Annotated in this window: 13 protein-coding genes, 1 pseudogene and 1 riboswitch; of the genes and pseudogenes, 4 read left to right on the top strand and 10 right to left on the bottom strand. The window is 43.1% G+C overall.

Annotated features, from left to right (window positions below; all coding sequences use genetic code 11):
- Positions 1 to 69 precede the first annotated feature (69 nt).
- The 7 genes and pseudogenes from CES79_RS03590 to tkt form a co-directional block, all read right to left on the bottom strand.
- Complete coding sequence (locus CES79_RS03590; protein WP_089136331.1) at positions 70 to 975, bottom strand: metal ABC transporter solute-binding protein, Zn/Mn family; 906 nt, start codon at positions 973 to 975, stop codon at positions 70 to 72.
- Between the two features lie 221 nt (positions 976 to 1,196).
- A complete protein-coding gene (locus CES79_RS03585) occupies positions 1,197 to 2,336 on the bottom strand; it encodes a HoxN/HupN/NixA family nickel/cobalt transporter (RefSeq protein ID WP_408005805.1) in 1,140 nt (379 codons plus the stop codon).
- Between the two features lie 421 nt (positions 2,337 to 2,757).
- Positions 2,758 to 2,931, bottom strand: a pseudogene (locus tag CES79_RS12690) (glycerate kinase); the annotation flags it as partial.
- Positions 2,932 to 3,401: 470 nt separating this feature from the next.
- The gene (locus CES79_RS03580; protein WP_089136330.1) at positions 3,402 to 4,547 is read right to left on the bottom strand and encodes a glycerate kinase family protein; all 1,146 of its coding nucleotides are present in this window, start codon (positions 4,545 to 4,547) and stop codon (positions 3,402 to 3,404) included.
- A gap of 12 nt (positions 4,548 to 4,559) precedes the next feature.
- Entirely contained in the window at positions 4,560 to 5,870 is a 1,311-nt protein-coding gene (locus CES79_RS03575) for a GntP family permease (protein ID WP_089136329.1), read from the bottom strand.
- Positions 5,871 to 6,263: 393 nt separating this feature from the next.
- Positions 6,264 to 6,998: a transaldolase gene (locus tag CES79_RS03570; protein WP_089136328.1), complete on the bottom strand. Its 735-nt coding sequence runs from the start codon at positions 6,996 to 6,998 to the stop codon at positions 6,264 to 6,266.
- Positions 6,999 to 7,016: 18 nt separating this feature from the next.
- Positions 7,017 to 9,029 carry a transketolase gene (gene tkt, locus CES79_RS03565; RefSeq protein ID WP_225362297.1) on the bottom strand — a complete coding sequence of 671 codons (2,013 nt, stop codon included), beginning with the start codon at positions 9,027 to 9,029 and terminating at the stop codon, positions 7,017 to 7,019.
- Positions 9,030 to 9,523: 494 nt separating this feature from the next.
- Positions 9,524 to 9,620: riboswitch (TPP riboswitch) on the top strand.
- Between the two features lie 78 nt (positions 9,621 to 9,698).
- Between tkt and tenA the strand changes: the two genes are divergently transcribed.
- Together tenA and CES79_RS03555 are read left to right on the top strand one after the other, a co-directional pair.
- The gene (gene tenA, locus CES79_RS03560; RefSeq protein ID WP_089136327.1) at positions 9,699 to 10,370 is read left to right on the top strand and encodes a thiaminase II; all 672 of its coding nucleotides are present in this window, start codon (positions 9,699 to 9,701) and stop codon (positions 10,368 to 10,370) included.
- A 156-nt stretch (positions 10,371 to 10,526) separates the two neighbouring features.
- Entirely contained in the window at positions 10,527 to 11,348 is an 822-nt protein-coding gene (locus CES79_RS03555; protein WP_054655758.1) for an HAD-IIB family hydrolase, read from the top strand.
- A gap of 50 nt (positions 11,349 to 11,398) precedes the next feature.
- Here the strand turns inward: CES79_RS03555 and CES79_RS03550 are convergent, their stop codons facing one another.
- The 3 genes from CES79_RS03550 to CES79_RS03540 form a co-directional block, all read right to left on the bottom strand.
- Positions 11,399 to 11,815, bottom strand: coding sequence for an OsmC family protein (locus CES79_RS03550; protein ID WP_054655756.1), 417 nt, complete (start codon positions 11,813 to 11,815; stop codon positions 11,399 to 11,401).
- 137 nt (positions 11,816 to 11,952) lie between these two features.
- Positions 11,953 to 12,582 (bottom strand): LysM peptidoglycan-binding domain-containing protein, encoded by a 630-nt coding sequence (locus tag CES79_RS03545; protein WP_159459451.1) that lies wholly within the window; start codon positions 12,580 to 12,582, stop codon positions 11,953 to 11,955.
- A gap of 426 nt (positions 12,583 to 13,008) precedes the next feature.
- A complete protein-coding gene (locus CES79_RS03540) occupies positions 13,009 to 13,392 on the bottom strand; it encodes a hypothetical protein (RefSeq protein WP_089136325.1) in 384 nt (127 codons plus the stop codon).
- Between the two features lie 125 nt (positions 13,393 to 13,517).
- On the opposite strand from CES79_RS03540, the gene CES79_RS03535 reads away from it, so the two are divergent.
- Positions 13,518 to 14,201 carry a VIT1/CCC1 transporter family protein gene (locus CES79_RS03535; RefSeq protein WP_054655748.1) on the top strand — a complete coding sequence of 228 codons (684 nt, stop codon included), beginning with the start codon at positions 13,518 to 13,520 and terminating at the stop codon, positions 14,199 to 14,201.
- Positions 14,202 to 14,213: 12 nt separating this feature from the next.
- Positions 14,214 to 14,921, top strand: coding sequence for a VIT1/CCC1 transporter family protein (locus tag CES79_RS03530; protein WP_054655746.1), 708 nt, complete (start codon positions 14,214 to 14,216; stop codon positions 14,919 to 14,921).
- Positions 14,922 to 15,132 lie beyond the last annotated feature (211 nt).

Here is a 15,132-nt window from a genome sequence, read left to right as displayed (position 1 = left end):
TTGCTGAACAGTAGAAAGCGTGTTGATAGATTTTCTCTATCAACACGCTTTTTGTGATGTATTTTAAAGTTAACGCGTGTGATTTTGCACCCGTTGAACTTCATCAAATTGACGCATCATCCAAGCTTTGTAGCTGGTATGCGCTGGCTGTGATTCGGTTACCCGCACGATTGGTACACCGCTCCGCTTTGCTAGTGAGAGTAAATTGGTGGTCATTTTATTAATTTCTTGCGTGTTCACAACGAAAAAGGCAATTTTATGATTCCGGATATCGGCCTGCATCTGTTTGATATCTGCGGGCGAAGGGTCGGTGTCATTTTGGACAGCCTGCGCGTAATGGTTGTTGTTTTGCTGATAGCCCATTTCAGCTAAGGAATAGTCGAAAACGGGTTCAGAAACATTGACCCGCGCGTGGTGACTATGACGGCTGAGCTGCGCTATTTTTCGGTCTAAGGGGGCTAATGAACGAATATATTTCTGAGCATTACGTTTAAAGTAAGCCTTATTTTGCGGCTGACGTTTAGCAAATTGGACAGCGAGTTCATTGGCTAATTTTGGCATAGTTTGCATGTTGTACCAGATATGTTCGTTGTCACCGTTGTGCCGGTTCATAATGCCCTGAGCAACGTTAACCTTAGTCGTGCCCGTATTATCAGCAGATAGGCGGTTCATCCAGGTATCATAGCCGAGACCGTTATAAACGATCACGTCAGCATCACTGACCTGCTTGGCCGTCTTAGTCGTGGGCTCGTATTCATGGGGTTCCATACTGGGCTTATCAATGATTGAAGTGACCGTGCCCTTATCGCCCAAAACGGCTTTAGCGGTCTCACCGTAGAAATCCAGCGAGGCCACCACGTTGATTTGATGGGAGTGGTGGGTTGCGGTGGTCTTTGACGTGCAGCCCACGAGTAATATTGTGATGAGTGCGAGTGTGAGTAAAGTGCTGAGTGGACGAATATAACGCTTTAACATGTATTCAGCTACCTCCTAAGTTAAATGATAATAATTACCATTATATGCTTATTACTCGTTGATTCAAAATTAAACAAAAATAGTTCAACAGGGTACTTATTCTACTAACTAATAAGTACCCTGTTGAACTATTTAAATTTAAGCACTATTAACCCAAAATTAGTTCAGAAGATCAGCAGTGTGACATCAATTGTTCATTCTTGCCAATAATTGTTCTATTTTTAATTCATACTGTGTTGTTCACGACGTTGCTTAGCGGTCAGATTCTTGGCGTGAACCGATTCAATATTACTCTTTGACAGATTAGCCTGTTGAAAGGCGTCTTCCTGCTTTTTCTCAGCTGCGACAACTTTTTCATCCTTCGCTTTAAGGTTGAAGACGCGCCAAAAGATGAGGGCAGCAGACCAGGTGATAACGAAGAGGATCACTAAGCAAATGCCTAAGATGTTAAAGTTCAGAGCTTGTGCAAACTTGATCACGGGATTGTGCCACTTTAGGAACCCACCGATGGCTTGAATCACGTCCACGATACCCACAAAGAAAGCAGCGGTAACTGACAACCCAGTCAGAGCCAGATTATAGTAAACCTTTCGGAATGGGGATGAGAAGACCCAACTATAGGCGGTACTCATGAACAGTCCGTCACAGGAATCCATAAAGCACATGCCGGAAGTAAATAGAATCGGGAATGAAAAGACCGCGAACCACGGAATCCCCTTACTAGTGGCGACAGCGGATGTGGCTAACACGGCAATTTGGGTGGCTGTATCAAACCCCAGTCCAAATAAAATACCGACGCAGACCACTTGCCAGTTATGGTTGATAATGTTGAGTGCCCGTTTAAAGATTCGGAATATCCGGGTGTCAGTTGACGCTTTAGCGGATGAAAAATCACCCTTACTAATGGACTTAAAGGACTTCCAAATGCCCGCTAGGATGACCAGATTAATCGTACCTAGCAACAATAGCATGAATCCGGCGAACAGGGTACCCAGCACACCGCCAACGTCCTGAAACTTGGGTAGCTGGTTTTTAGACCATTCAACGAAAAAGATGGTCAGTAGCGCCATGACGATGACCACCAAAGAGTGGCCAAACGAGAAGAAGAAACCAACGCCATGCGTGTTTTTCCCGTCGTTAACCAGTTTTCGGGTCATGTTATCGATGGCCGTAATGTGATCCACGTCAAAGGCGTGCTGCAGCCCAAAGGTAAATGATAAGAAGGCCATTGCTAGTAATGATGGGTAGCGGTTAAGGTAGGTAAATACTAATCCCCAACCAACAACGAACAGAAACAAGACGTAACTGCCGAATTTGAACAGATCCGGTTTTAACGGATAATGTTGAACTTTAGACTCCAAAAGAAAGGCCTCCATGTTGATTAGTCCATGTCATATCTTACTGAAAAGAGGGCATCGACTAACGCTTATTTATAATAGCTAGACTTTAATTGGCCTAACAGGTTTTACTCATATTCAATGTAGCACTCATGATAATGACGCTTTTGCCCGTTTTATCCGCATATTGTGACAAATATCACTAATATGTTTGCAACGATTTAAGCGGTTTCACTTACTCGTGACCGTTTTTCTAATTGATTAGGTTAAAGGCAATTATCAAGCATAGCCAGTTTTGGCTATTAGTTAAATAAAGTTCACCTCCGTTCAAGAATACTACTCATTTAGCGTATCACGATGGGCCAAGGGAAGCGAATCAGTCTGAAGTAATTCTAAGTAGAAAAGGGGAGTCAAGAAAGTGTTATTTTTTAATCTAATGAATGTATTAGCCAATGGCATTGCTGATCAGCCGATCCACGTTTTCTGCCAGTTGAGATAAATTCTTAGGACCATCAGAAATGGCTTTTGTGAGTGTTGTCACACTAGGGACGATGGGAAAAATAGCGTCGATCGCGGTTTTATCGTATAGACTATCAATACCATCGCCAACGTTACCGGCTAAAACAACGACTAGCGCGGTTGGTAATCACCAACTGAATGCTACTCGCCGAAGCCACTTCGATGACGGCTGTAGGATACCGTACTCAGTTTAAACTGGTGTTGCCAGGAGAATCAATGACAGACTTTTGAATGAAGTGCTGGCAGTTACGTTAACCAGTGATTGAATGGCGCTTTCGTCACCATTATGGAGACTTCTTTAATGCAGCTACTGGGAAAAGCTTGTTTAAGTCATACTGAATGGCATTAACCATTTTTTAGCGGTCATACCATTCGTAAAAGAATTCGGGCCAGTTAAGAATTTCATTCTCTTATATTGGTATAGACTAATGGCTGGTTTAACAAAAATATTAGTGCCACATCCAGAATAATTGGCGAAGAGCATAATAACTTAAAAATCAGCCTACTAATCAATTATATTTGATTAGTAGGCTGATTTTTAAGTTAATTGATCTCTATAACATTTGATTATTAATGACGAATACTATTGATTAATCGGCCAACATTTTCAGCTAGAACCGCTAAGTTCTTGGGACCGTCGGCAATAGCTTTATCCAGAGTGGTTACACCAGGAACAATCGGGAAAATAGCATCGATAGCATTTTGGTCATATAGACTATCAACACCCTTCCCAACGTTACCTGCTAGAACGATAACGGGTGCGTGGGGTGCAACTGATTTAGTTGCCTGAGCGACACCATAAGGGGTTTTCCCAAATTTGGTTTGAAAGTCGATACCGCCTTCGCCTGTAAAGACAAAGTCAGCATTTTCGGTACGTTGTTTTAAGTGTGAATATTCCACAACAATATCAATACCCTTTTGCATTTCCGAGTTGGTGAAAGCCAACAATCCGGTACCAAGTCCGCCAGCGGCACCAGCACCTGGACGATTAGCCAGATCTTGATGCAAGTCTCGTTTGATAATGTCAGCGTAATGCTGAAGATTAGCATCTAGAATTTTAACCATTTCAGGAGTAGCACCCTTTTGTGGACCAAAAACAGCAGATGCGCCATCAGAGCCAACAAGTGGATTAGTAACGTCTGAGGCAATAATGATCTTAGTCTTGGTTACAGATGAATCGATGGTTGAAATATCGATGTGGCTTAATTTACCAAGTTCGCCGCCACCAAAGCCTAATTCATGGTCGTCCTGGTCGTATAATTTAGCGCCTAATGCTTGTGCCATACCAGCGCCACCATCGTTTGTAGCACTGCCACCAATTCCCAAGATTATTTGCTTAATGCCTTGTTTCATGGCATCAAGCATTAATTCGCCAGTTCCGTACGTTGTAGTAATCAGCGGATTATGAGTTTGGTTATTAACAAATTGAATACCACTAGCTGAAGACATCTCAATCACAGCGGTTTCTTGGTCACCTAAAATACCATATTCCGATTGTACAGGTGAATCTAAGGGACCGGTGACTTGTTTTCTAATGATACGACCATTAGTTGCATCGACCAATGATTGGACGGTACCTTCGCCACCGTCTGCCATAGGAATTTTTTCAAAAATGGCTTCAGGAAAAATTTTGTTTAGACCTGTTTGAATAGCATCGGCTGCTTGTTTAGCAGTCATGCCACCCTTGAAAGAATCGGGTGCAATCACAAATTTCATCTTGATTTCCTCCTATAGATGCATATAACCGAACATTACTGTCGCAACAATAGCAGTTGTTAATCCAACTATGGATTCGTAAACGATTGCTTTAGAACGTTCTGAGATGTTCATCCGCATAGCATTAGCAGTGACGTGGAAATAATTACCGTGTGGCAATTGATCAATCACAATAGCACCGGTGTGAACCATTGCAGCAGCTGCAATTGGTGCAACACCAAAGCCCAAAATTGATTTTCCAAATGAGCCAGTTGCCAAGATAACCCCTGTAGAAGTAGAAGCTGCGGCAGCTGCCATTAGAATTCCAGAAATTGGTGCTAATAAAGTACCTGAAAGGTGTGAAACTTTAATTAAAGCGATAACTTCCTTTGGCAAGCTCGAGTTGGTAATTAAGCCACCAATGGCGCCAGCACCAATCAGGATTAAGACAACATCGGTCATCCGAGACATTCCTGAAGCTGCATATTCACGTAACTTGGATCCTTGCTTCATAGCAATGGCACCAACAATTGCGGCAATTGGTAATACATATAGAGCATCAAGGTTTAGAGTTGTTAAAACTTTAATGTGTAACATTGAACCAATTGGATTAAGTAATAGTAAAACAATGGCAACAATCGGGGTTACAAGTGCACTACCTAAACTTGGTAGATTCTTATTTTCTGGCGTATCAGCAGCCAAATTGGCTAAGTCTTCATCTAATACTTCTGAGCCCTTATTTTTCAACAAAGTTGCTAAAAGAACGGTCATAGCTAGCCCGAATAAGGCTGGAATGAAGTCAGCAATCATGAGTTGGCTAAGATCAATACCAAAACCTTTTGCAGCGGCAATAGTGTTAGGGTTTGGCGAAATTATGTTACCAGCTTTACCGCCTCCTGAAAGCGCAACTAAGAGAGCCAGCTTAGAAATATGCATTTTTTTGCCGGCTTCCAAAGCAATTGGTGCCACGATTAAAACAGCTACGGGAATGAAGACACCCACTGCAGTAATAATCATTGTAGCCAGTGCTAATGCAAAAATTGCTAAACGATCTCCCAGCTTGGAAACGATAGCTCGAGCAATCGTTTCTGCGGAACCGGATTCCATCATAACACCAGCTAGCATACCTGCAGCTAGAACCCGTAAAATAGTTCCCATCACACTTTGTGATCCGGCAATGAGAATGTTGATGGTTTGTAGTAGATTAGCACCACCAATCAGACAACCAAAAATGGCGCCAAGTAATAATGAATAGACAGGGTTTAATTTCTTTAAAATTAGGATAATAGCTAATGCTAATCCAATTAAAGCTGCCCACCATGTTACAACAACTGTTTGTGGCATGGTAAATTCCTCCTAATGAATGAAATAAATCGAATAATATTATAAATTGAGCAAGCATAATAGTCTTTAGCTCACTGCATAATAATTATAGACATATTAGAACGGAGGCACAAGCAGAATATGGAATAAATCTAGATGAATCGCAGTGTAATGGTATTAGCTCTATTTTTATGGGAGCAAAGTGTAATTTTTCCAGAGAATAACACATGCCCTAATTATCAGCATATCAGGATTACCAATATACTGATAATTAGAAGTATGCTCATTACTAAACTAATACAAATTAATGAACATTGTGTCCAGAACAGCTATCAGTGAAATAATGACAGTGTAAATGATAACTCCAAAAAGCAGTCTGCTGATCAATCATATTTGATCAGCAGACTGCTTAAGTTAATTAACCGATTGAGCTAATATTTGTAATCCTGAAGTTGTGACATCCGCTGCGAAACCTTTTACAGTATTTAGCGTAATGTCATCACCAGATTGACCAAACTTGGAAACTAATTTAGCAAGAATAGTTGGTGGTACAGTAATGATATCAACGCCGAACTGATTTGCCTGCATGATGCTGTAGACTTCCCGGGTACTTGCCCAAAGAAGCTCAACGTCATCGCGGTCCTTCGTTAAAGCGACACTTTTCTTAACGAATGGAATCGGGTCAATGCCAGCGTCAGCAACCCGGCCAACGAAGATTGAAACGATGCTTGGCGTGCCTGGTACGATGGCGTCAACACTTTCCTTTACTTGGTCGGCAGTCGCAATTGCGGTGACGTTAACTTGAACGCCGTCAGCTGTCAGATCATGAATGAGGTCGGTAGTGGGTTCACCGGCAGTCGTCCGAATCGGGATCTTAACGTAAACGTGCGGGCCAAGCTCATGCAGCAGTTTAGCTTCTTTGAGCATGGTGTCGTAGTCGTTGCTGAAGACTTCAAAGGAAATGGCTTCGTCAGGGAAAGTGGCAACGGCTTTTTTGGCAAACGTCAGGTAGTCGGTCACGCCAGCTTTCTTTAACAGGCTAGGGTTAGTCGTAAAGCCGGTGACAAAGTCGTTTTGATTGATGGCCTTCATATCTTCTAGATCAGCGCCATCGGAGTAGATTTTAGTATTAAATGTTAAGTTCGTCATGTTATTCACCTCAATAAATTAAGCTTTTTCAGCTGCTTCGCTGAAGGTCTTTAAATACGTTGCCGTTACATTATCAGTCGTGAAACCAAATTGACTGATAATGGCATCTGGATTGCCAGACGCGCCGTAGCGGTTGTTGATGCCGATAATCTTACCCTGCAAGCCAACGTAGTGTTCCCAGCCGAAGGAAGTTCCCATTTCAATGGCAACTCTGCGGGTCACACAACTTGGCAGCACGGATTCACGGTACTCAGCCGACTGGGCGTCGAAGAGTTCAAATGAAGGCAAAGAAACAACTGAGACGTCATGACCGGCATCGCGCAATTGGTCCTGGGCTGCCATGGCCAGTTGAACTTCGGAGCCAGTCGCAATCAAGATCCCTTCAGGAATCTCGCCTTGAGCTGGTGAGAGTACGTAGCCACCGCGTTTGACCCCTTGAGCAGCCAGTTGGTCGGTTTGTGGTAAGGTCGGCAGATTTTGCCGAGTTAACACTAACAAGGTTGGCGTTTTAGTGGCAGATAAGGCGGTCTGCCAAGCAGCCACGGCCTCGTTGATATCAGCTGGGCGCATGACGTTCACGTTTGGCATCGCCCGGAAACTCATTAACTGTTCGATGGGTTCATGAGTCGGTCCATCTTCTCCAACAGCAACGGAGTCATGGGTGAAAACAAAGGTTGAGGGGATCTTTTGGATGGCGGCTAAACGAATCGCAGCCCGCATGTAATCTGAGAAGACAAAGAACGTGCTGGCATATGGCCGGATACCACCGTGCAGAACCATCCCGTTAACGGCAGCGGCTTCCGCAAATTCACGGACACCGAACCAAACGTTTTTACCGAGTGGATCATCTGGCTGGTAAGCTTCAGCGGTTTTAACGTTAGTTTTATTAGAGGAGAACAAGTCAGCACTGCCGCCCCAGAAACTGGGAACCTGTTCGGAAATCGCGGCAATAATGCGTTGACTGGTATTGCGGCCAGATTCTGATTCACCAACGTGGCTTGCAGGTAAACCTAGATCTGCTGAAATAGGTTTGAAACCTTGTAAGAACTTGGTGGCGAGTTCAGGGTATTTGGCAGCGTAGTCGTTAAACTGGGCTTGCCACTGGCGTTCACTGATAATCCCGCGCTGTTTAACGTTGGTATCAAAATTTTGATAAACGTCGTCGGGGACTTCAAAAGGTTCGTGGTTCCAACCGAGCTTTTGACGGGTAGCTGCCATGTTTTCCTTACCCAACGGCTTACCATGAACGGCATTAGTGCCGGCATTGGGGGCACCAAAACCAATAATGGTCTTAATATCGATCAGGGTTGGCCGATCGCTGTTTTGCTTAGCCGTTTCAATGGCCGCGTTAATTTCCGCAGGGTCATTGCCGTTTTCAACGTGCAGAACTTGCCAATGGTAAGCTTCGAACCGTTTCGGGGTATCATCGGTGAACGCCATTGAAGTTGGGCCGTCAAGCGACACGCTGTTGTCATCGTATAAGACGATCAGTTTGCCTAATTTGAGGTGACCAGCAAGACTGGCTGCTTCATGGGAGACACCTTCCATCAAGTCGCCATCGCCAGCAATTGCGTAGGTGTAGTGGTCCATAATATTGAAGCCGGGCTGGTTGTACTGCGCAGCTAAATGGGTTTCAGCCATTGCCATACCAACGGCCATGCCTAAGCCTTGGCCGAGTGGACCGGTAGTAGCCTCAACACCATCGGTCAAACCGTATTCAGGGTGACCAGGGGTTTTACTGTTGAGCTGACGGAACTGTTTTAAATCGTCAATGGTCAGGCCGAAACCTGACAGGTGTAATAGACTGTACAGCAAAGCGGAACCATGGCCGGCTGATAAAATAAAGCGGTCGCGGTTGACCCAGTGCTGATCAGTCGGGTTAATTGTTAAATGTTTAGTCCATAGGGTATACGCCATTGGTGCAACACCAAGGGGTAAACCAGGGTGGCCGGAATTGGCCTTTTCAATCATGTCAACACTTAAAAAACGTAATGCATTAATCGACGTTTGGTCTAGGTTAATATTTTGCAAATTAATCACGCTCCTATGCCTAAGAAATATAAGGTAACTAGCGGAATATGTCAACTAGATAACTGCAAATGGTATAGTTGAAATATTCGGCTGTTTCATTAAACTTTCATAGAATTTCAATTGATAGAAAACTCGTTATTTTAGGGTTTTCCAATTCATCAACTTAAAAATTCTAACAACTATGAAAATTTCAGGGCATGAAGCGAAAATTAGAAATAGTTTTCAATTTAAAATTAATTCAGCGAAAATCACTGAACTTATTTCTGGGAAGGACTGATTAGCTGAACATTTTATGAAAACAAGTTACATTTAGGAAGTCAGACTAAATTTTGGGAAGGTAGTCTGTTCGTTTTCATGAAAATTTCAGCCTTTCAGTAAACATTAAAGGAACATTAAGAAAAATATTTGAAAAGTTTAATTAATAGTACCACGAGCGCTGGTATAAAAAAAGGCATTTAGACCTTTTTGTGCGTTAAAGCATGCTATACTCAAGGTATATTAACTAGGGGCGCAAATTGCTGAGACGGTCATGCACCGAACCCTTTGAACCTGTGAGCTAACCCTCGCGAAGGAAAGTTAACGTGTCTTTTGCGATCAAACTGCCGACCAGGGTTTTCTCTGGCCGGCTTTTTCTGTTCAGCAGGTTGCGCACCTTGAGGAGGAACTAAATTGGCAAAATTTACGGATCAGATCCAGCAGGCAGCTGCGCCATACTGGCAAAAAAGTTTTGAACACCCCTTTATCCACGAACTGCAGTCGGGGACGTTGCCCCAAGACGTTTTTCGCTACTATTTAATTCAGGATCGTTACTATTTAAGTGAATTCGGTAAGTTACATGAATTAGTGGCCGACCAAGTCGATGATGCCCATGGCAAACAGTTCTTATTGGCCGGCGCGCAAGGTTTAAAAGACGATGAAATGGCTGTGCGTGAAGGGTTCTTTGAACAGCTGAAGATTACGCCAGACGAGATCAAGCAGACGCCGGTTGCACCCACGGCTTACAACTACGTGAACCATATGTATGCGGAACTGTATCGGGGAACGCCCCAGCAGGCCATTGCGGGGCTTTTGCCATGCTACTGGCTCTACAATCAGATCGGCCAGCAACTGGTTGCTCAGGGGTCACCAGTACCGCTGTATCAACGCTGGATCGAAACCTATGACAGCGATGACTACACCGACAGTGTGACGCAGATGATTGCGTTGACTAACCAAACGGCTAGCCAATCGGATGCGGCTATTCAAGCTAAGATGAAGACGTCCTTTGTCCGCAGCAGCGCTTACGAATTGGCTTTCTGGCAAATGGCGTTGGATAAGCAAAACTGGCATATTTCGGCCTAAAATTTTCTCGTCTTCCTTTAGTTTGACCAGCATAAAGGGAAGATGATGGCAGGTAAAAATTAAAAAATGTGCAAAAAATACCCATTTCTCATGCAAGTTCTGGTAATTTCCGTTATCATGAACGGTATGAAAAATTTCAGAAGTGGGGTAATTTAAATGATCAAGATGGTAGCAGTCGATATGGATGGCACTTTTTTAGATGATAAGCGTCAGTATGATAAGACAACGTTTTTAGCGCTTTTTAAGCAAATGAAAGCTCACCACATTCATTTCGTTGCCGCCAGCGGTTCTCAGTACCAGCGTTTACGGCATGAGTTTGCTGAGGTCGCTGATCAGATGGATTATATTTCACAAAATGGTGCGATTGTTCACAGTGGTAGCAAACTGCAGCACATTGAAGCTATCAGCGACGAACAGGTTCACGGTGTGATTCAGCTATTACGTAAAAGCTTTAAACCTGGACTGATCAGTCAAGAAGTGGTGGCTGGGTTAAACGGGACCTACGTTAATCGGGATATGGATCCGAAGTTTCTAAAAATCGTGAAGTACTATTATCGGCCAGTGATTGGCGTTGATAATTTGGCGACCATTGCGAGCACGGCGGTGAAGGATCAATTTACTAAATTGGCCGTCAGTTTCACGCCAGGGGTTAACTTCGATTCGGCTTCAGCGAAATTAGCGCAAGTACTGCCAGCCAAATTAACTAACGAAACGTCGGGTTTTAATACCGATTTGGTAGGTTCAGCTAACGCTACGAAACGTTCTGGTCTGCAGATACTGCAGGATCACTATCAAATTGCTGATGACGAGTTGATGACTTTTGGCGATAACGAAAATGATTTGAGTATGCTGACGATGACGCCGCATAGTTTTGCGATGAAAAATGCTGCTGACAAGATTCGCCAATCAGCAGCTCACGTGACGCAGTTTGATAATAATCACAATGGCGTCTTGGAAACACTAAAGATGGCACTCTAAAGGAAAAGCAGCTTGATTACTCAGTCAGTAATCAAGCTGCTTTTTGCATTTTATTGAAAAATAATATCCATTGGAATAGCACCCTTTAAGGATTCGTGGACAGTGCATTGCCGCACCACTTCATTTAAGAAGAATTTGTGATCGGCAGGTGACAGGTTAGTTTCGGCGGTGATCTTGATCGTCATGTGCGTCACCTTAGAACTTTCATCGCTGTACGTCGTGGTTTCCCCGGTAACGTCGACCTTGAACTTCTTGATGGTTAAATTCTTTTCGGAGTTTTCAATTTCACGGGCTGTGATGCTCATACAGCTGCCTACAGCGCCTAATAGGTACTGAACAGGATTAGGCCCAGCATCGGTTCCCTTAGCGACTAGGGGCTCGTCAGCCAGGTAAGAATGGCCGCCTGTTTGATTCATTACTTGAGTACCCGCTGGCCGTAAGGTTGAATGGACAATATATTTTCCCATTAGAATTACCTCCAGATGTCATTTAATATTATTGTAGCACAGGGGGCCACAAAAGAAATTGACTCAGATTCAGGCGGCAGCGCATAAAAAACGGTCACCCTTAATGATTGGGTGACCGATTAATGTTTATTTTAAAATTAGCCAATGACCCGAACTTGGATCGATTGACGACCAAATTGCATGGCTTGTGAATTGGTCATGGAAATGTCTAACTGGTTAGGGTTACTGTAAGTAAAGGTACCCGTATCGTTAACGACCCGGTTTTCAGTATGGCCGTCCTGGTACTTAATTTCCAGTTGAGTTCCCTTAGGATAACGGTCTAAGGCAGCGGCTACACCAGTACCGGTAGGAATTGAAGTTCCTTGGCCACCGGCAGCAACTTGTGGATCGTAAGCTGTGGCAACCATGGTTGTCCAGCCGCTAGTTGCGTTTTTGGTGTCGTTTTGCTTGGCCTTACTGCTGTTTGAAGCAGTTGAAGTATTTGAACTGCTTGAAGCATTTGAACTGCTTGAAGCATTTGAAGAACTTTTAGTAAGCGGCGTAATTCTGGAACTCTTATCAGCCTTTGCACCAGTGGGGATATTTAACTTTTGATTGGGTAAAATAACGGCACTAGCTGAACTGAGTGAGTTAGCATCAACAATTGCCTTGGTTGAGGTGTTGTTGTCTTTTGCGATATCCCAAAGGCTATCGCCTGATTTAACAGTATATTCTTTAGCGGAAGCAGAGATAGTAGTAAAACCGAGACCGATTAACGTACCGAACATGAGTAAACTACGTGAAAAAATTGATTTTGGTAACATAAAATGTTTGACCAACCTTTCGATATTATGCTCAAAAGCATAGGGATTAAATTAATTAAACTATAAGGTAAGTATTATTTATCCTTGCCACGAGTAATACTATAACATGCGAAATCTGGTTTTCAGTAACAGAATCACTACATTAAATTTGAAATACGTCATGTATTTGAAACATTGTCATAATCATGTCATAAACGGAAATATGAAAGCGCTATGTAACAAACCTGTTACATAAAAGTAATAAAAAAGTTAAAAAATGAGAATTAGTGTTGCTTGATTTTAAACGAAGAATTGCAATAAATGGTTAAAAATAATAAAAAACACCGAATTATCAGGATCTTAAAAATTCGGTGTTTTGACTTATATTTTGTATGAAATGTTACTAGAATGTTACAAAAGGGCCTCAGCCGCGACTTCATCAATTGATAAACCGTTATACAGAAAGGGGTTTCGTGTGAAAAGCGGATATTCTGGTGCCTGAGTTTTTTGCCAGGTCTGCAGTTGCTCAGCTGAAAGGGGTAACGGAATGGTTGAATGATCGTGGTTCAAATTGAGCACAAAAATCAGCTGCTGTGATGAGTAAGTGAGATTGGCGCTCACTAAATCTAAATAAGCCTGACCAATTTTTTTGGCCAAGCCATTCAAGCCCACTGGTTTGAGATCAGCTAATTGGGCTTTAAAAGTTGTTAATTGCGCAGCTGTTAGTGGTGCAATTAGGATCGCATCGCGGGTTGTTATGTATAACTGACGGTATTTAGTGACCTTTTCTTCCATAGATACCTCCGATTTATGTAATGGCACGCAAAAAAACTGCAAAATAATTTTACTTTTGCTTAAAGAGCGTCTAGAATAGTGATTGTAAATAATAATCATTCTAAACTGGGAAGAGGTTGAAATAAATGAGAAAGAAGCAAACTTTAGCACAGCGAATCAATATCATGCGGGCATCTGTTATGGGTGCTAACGATGGTATCCTATCAGTTGCCGGGATTGTTATCGGTGTCGCTGGTGCTACAACGAACAACTTTGCTATCTTTATTTCTGGTATTTCAGGAATGCTGGCCGGTACGGTATCCATGGCGATGGGTGAATACGTCTCCGTGAACACACAAAAGGATGCGCAGCGGCGAGCAATCATGAACCAGAAAGAAGCCCTTGCTAACAACTATGATGATGAATTTAACTTCGTCAAACAAAAGTACGTTGGTGACGGCATCGATCCGCAATTAGCTACGCAAGCGACTAGTGAAATGATGAAGCAAGACTCATTAGTTACCACGGTCCGCGAACGGTATGGTTTTGATGTTGGTGAATATACCAGTCCGTATGCGGCAGCTATTTCTTCTATGATTTCGTTTCCTATCGGCTCTATCTTACCACTATTAGCAATCACAATGTTGCCTGCCTCAATCAGAATCGTAGGAACTTTTGTGGCGGTGGTTATCGCTTTGGCGCTCACTGGATTTAGCGCGGCCACTTTGGGGAATGCTAAACGTGGCAACGGAATCTTCAGAAACGTTGTGTCCGGTATGCTGACGATGATCGTCACTTACGCCATTGGGACAATGATTGGGCATCTATAGGGGGGACTTTAAATGAGTGAAGTAGTTATTAAGCAAAAGAAGAAAAAGTCCACCCAAACGATGGAAGAAAAATTAAACACCTTACGTGCGGGTGTGCTGGGTTCTAACGATGGTATCCTAACCGTTGTTGGTGTGCTATTTAGTGTGGCGGTTGCCACGCCTAATCAGTTCACCATCTTTATTGCGGGGCTATCTGATTTACTAGCCTGTGCTTTTTCCATGGCATCTGGTGAATACGCATCAGTCAGCACCCAAAAGGATACTGAAAAATCAGTTGTTCGAACTGAAAAACGGTTGCTGAGAACGGAGTATCAAGGTGAACTGCAAGCGGTGATCAATCATTACACTGACCGTGGTGTCACCGAAGCAACCGCCACTAAGATCGCCAATGAATTAATGTCGCAAAAGCCTTTGGAGACCGTGGTGAATGTCAAGTATGATTTGAAGCTGAATCACTACATGAATCCATGGTACGCGGCCTTCTCATCACTATTTTCAGCGTCCTTAGGTGGTGTCTTTCCACTAGCAGCAATGACGCTTTCACCAGTGTCATTTCAATGGCCAGCGACGATTTTAGCCGTCTGTGTTTCCGTTGGTATTACTGGTTTTCTAGCTGCTAAGTTAGGAAATGGTTTAGTTAAAACCGCCGTTATTCGGAATGTCATCGTGGGTATCATTACCATGATCATTCACTATAGCCTAGGGTTACTTTTGAAATAATAACTGAATGCACCACTAGGATTGTTACAAATTCCTCGAACGGAAAATGTGACAGTCTTTTTTTATGGCCTCATTTAAGCGTAAATTTCAAACAGTCTTTAATTTGTGATTGAAGGAAAAGTGTTCACAACCGCGTGTTAGCAGCCATTGGCGGATCTTTAGGTCACTTTCATAAATGAGACAGTTTTTCACCTGATAATATTAGTGATTT

It is taken from the genome of Secundilactobacillus silagei JCM 19001, assembly GCF_002217945.1.
GTDB lineage: Bacteria > Bacillota > Bacilli > Lactobacillales > Lactobacillaceae > Secundilactobacillus > Secundilactobacillus silagei.
This window is presented reverse-complemented; position numbering and strand designations above follow the sequence as displayed.